Raw genomic sequence first — 3,032 nt, forward strand, 5'->3', positions numbered from 1 at the left:
CTGATGCCACCGGCCCACGGGCCCGCCGCCGTACCCCGTCCGAACCGAGGGGGCGGCGGCGGGCCCGTTGTGGTCCGCTGTCAGACCCCCCGCCTAGACTCGCGAGTCAGAGGGATCCGGTGCCGGTCAGGCGCCGGGGACAGCGCACTCGGAGCCCGCGACCAGGGCCTTGGACATGAGGGGAGGGGCCGGTGGCCATCGCATCACCGCCGCAGGACGCGGCCGTCGGCCGCCTGCTGCGCTGTGCGGCCGTCTTCCTCCCCGCAGCGCTGCCGAGAGAGGGACGCATCGCGTTCTGGGACCCGGAAGGGGCCCCGCTCCCCGGCCTCGGCGAAACGACCGCCCCCGGCGAAACGTCCGGCAGCGGCCTTGCCTCCGGCACCGGCTTCGCGGTCGGCACCGGCGACCGGGTCTCCGAGATCACGGTCGTCCGGCGGCACGGCGGTCAGGGTGACGTCCGCCGGCACACCGTGCCGGCCCTCGTGCTGCCCCTGGCCGACGCCGTACCCCTGCTGGCCCGTGCCCGGCACCACCAGTCCGCCCACCCCGCCACCCGCTGCTGGGGCGCCGCCGCGCTGCACGCGCTCCATCTGGTGGCCCGCGGCCGGATGCTCCCCGGGCTGACGTCCGAGGACCACGACGCCTGGCGGGCCGGGCCGCGTGCCGCCGAGGACGTCGCCCATCTGCGTGCGGTCGCCGCGGCCATGCCCCCCGAGGGGTACGCGGTGCCGTTCCCCGACCGCACGCCCCTCCAGGTTCCCGACCCCGAGCCGCTCATCGCCTCCTTCCTCGACGCGGTGGCCGACACCCTGCCCCGCACCCCCGCGGCGGCGTTCGCCATGGGGGCGCCCTTCGCCGCCCGGGAGGCCCAGCACCTGCCCGGCGCCCGGGAGTGGGCCGTGGCGGTCGCGGCCGGACTGGACGCGGGCGTACGGGTGTCGCTGCGCCTGGACCTCTCCGCGTACGAACTCTTCGACACGGCCGGTTCCGATGACACGGCCGGTTCCGACGATGCGGCCGACCTCTCCGGCGCGGTGGAGATCCCCGGCGGTGACGGTCCGGCCGCCCCGCGGCATGCCGCCGCGGCCATCACCCAGGTGCACAGCCTCGCCGACCCGACCTATGTCGTCGACGCAGCCGCCCTGTGGGCCGGCGGGGCGGGCGAGCCCTTCGGCCCGCGGGCCCGGATCGACGCCGTGCTCGCGCTGCGCCGCGCCGCCCGCGTCTGGGCCCCGCTGGAACGGCTGCTGGACCAGCCCGTCCCCGATGTACTGGCCCTCACCGAGGACGAGCTGTACGAGCTGCTGAGCGATGCCGGGGCCCGGCTCTCGGCCGCCGGGGTGAGCGTGCACTGGCCCCGGGAGCTGGCCCGTTCCCTCACCGCGGCCGCCGTGGTGCGCCCGGCGCCGGGCACCGCCACCGACGGCACGGCGTTCTTCGACGCCGAGCAGCTCTTCGCCTTCAACTGGCAGCTCTCGCTGGGGGACCAGCAGCTCACCGAGGCCGAGATGGACGTGCTCGCCGAGGCCCACCGCCCCGTGGTGCGCCTGCGGGACCAGTGGGTCGTCGTCGACCCCGCGCTCGTCCGCAAGGCGCGCAAGCGGGAGCTCGGCCTCCTCGACCCGGTGGACGCCCTCGCCGTCGCCCTGACCGGCAGCGCCGAGGTGGACGGCGAGCAGGTCGACGCCGTGCCGGTCGGCGCGCTGGCCGCGCTCCGCTCCCGCATCGTCGATGACGACACGGCGATCGCACCGCCGCCCGGCCTCGACGCGACGCTCCGCGACTACCAGTTGCGCGGGCTGGCCTGGCTGGACCGGATGACCTCGCTGGGCCTCGGCGGCTGCCTCGCCGACGACATGGGCCTCGGCAAGACGATCACCCTCATCGCCCTGCACCTGCACCGCGCCCACCCCGCGCCCACCCTGGTGATCTGCCCCGCCTCGCTGCTGGGCAACTGGCACCGGGAGATCAACCGCTTCGCCCCCGGCGTACCCGTGCGCCGGTTCCACGGCACCGACCGCACCCTCGCCGAACCCGACGGCGGCTTCGTCCTCACCACGTACGGCACGATGCGCTCCAGCGCGGCCGAACTGGCCGCGCACAGCTGGGGACTGGTCGTCGCCGACGAGGCGCAGCACGTGAAGAACCCGCACTCCTCGACGGCGAAGGCGCTGCGCACCATTCCCTCCCCGGCCCGGGTCGCCCTGACCGGCACCCCCGTCGAGAACAACCTCTCCGAGCTCTGGGCGCTGCTCGACTGGACCACGCCCGGACTGCTCGGCCCCCTCAAGGCGTTCCGGGCCCGGCACGCCCGGATCGTGGAGAACACCGGCACGGCTGCCGGGATCGGCAACGACGAAGCGGTCGAGCGGCTCTCCAGGCTGGTCCGGCCCTTCCTGCTCCGCCGCAAGAAGTCGGACCCGGGCATCGCCCCCGAGCTGCCGCCCAAGACGGAGACCGACCACCCCGTCTTCCTCACCCGCGAACAGGCCACGCTCTACGAGGCCACGGTGCGCGAGACCATGGCGTACATCGAGGCGTCGGAGGGCATCGCCCGGCGCGGCCTCATCATGAAGCTGCTGGCCTCGCTCAAGCAGATCTGCAACCACCCCGCGCAGTACCTGAAGGAGGAGCCGACCCGGCTCGTCGGCCGCTCCGGGAAACTCGACCTGCTCGACGAACTCCTCGACACGATCCTCGCCGAGGACGGCTCCGTCCTCGTCTTCACCCAGTACGTCACGATGGCCCGGCTGCTCTCCGCGCATCTCACCGCGCGGGCCGTTCCCTCCCAACTCCTGCACGGCGGTACGCCGGTGGCCGAGCGGGAACGGATGGTGGACCGTTTCCAGTCCGGCGAGGTGCCGGTGTTCCTGCTCTCCCTGAAGGCGGCGGGCACCGGGCTGAACCTCACCAGGGCCGCCCATGTCATCCACTACGACCGCTGGTGGAACCCGGCCGTCGAGGAACAGGCCACGGACCGCGCCTACCGCATCGGCCAGACCCAGCCGGTCCAGGTGCACCGGCTGATCGCC

General features: G+C 74.5%; 1 protein-coding gene. It reads left to right on the top strand.

Annotated elements, in window-relative coordinates:
• Positions 1–191: 191 nt before the first annotated feature.
• Positions 192–3,032: SCO1167/SCO6262 family helicase (locus J1C73_RS18850; RefSeq protein ID WP_207317433.1), on the top strand; the 2,841-nt coding region annotated here is incomplete at its 3' end.

This window comes from Streptomyces laculatispora (assembly GCF_017353455.1).
GTDB classification, from domain to species: domain Bacteria; phylum Actinomycetota; class Actinomycetes; order Streptomycetales; family Streptomycetaceae; genus Streptomyces; species Streptomyces laculatispora.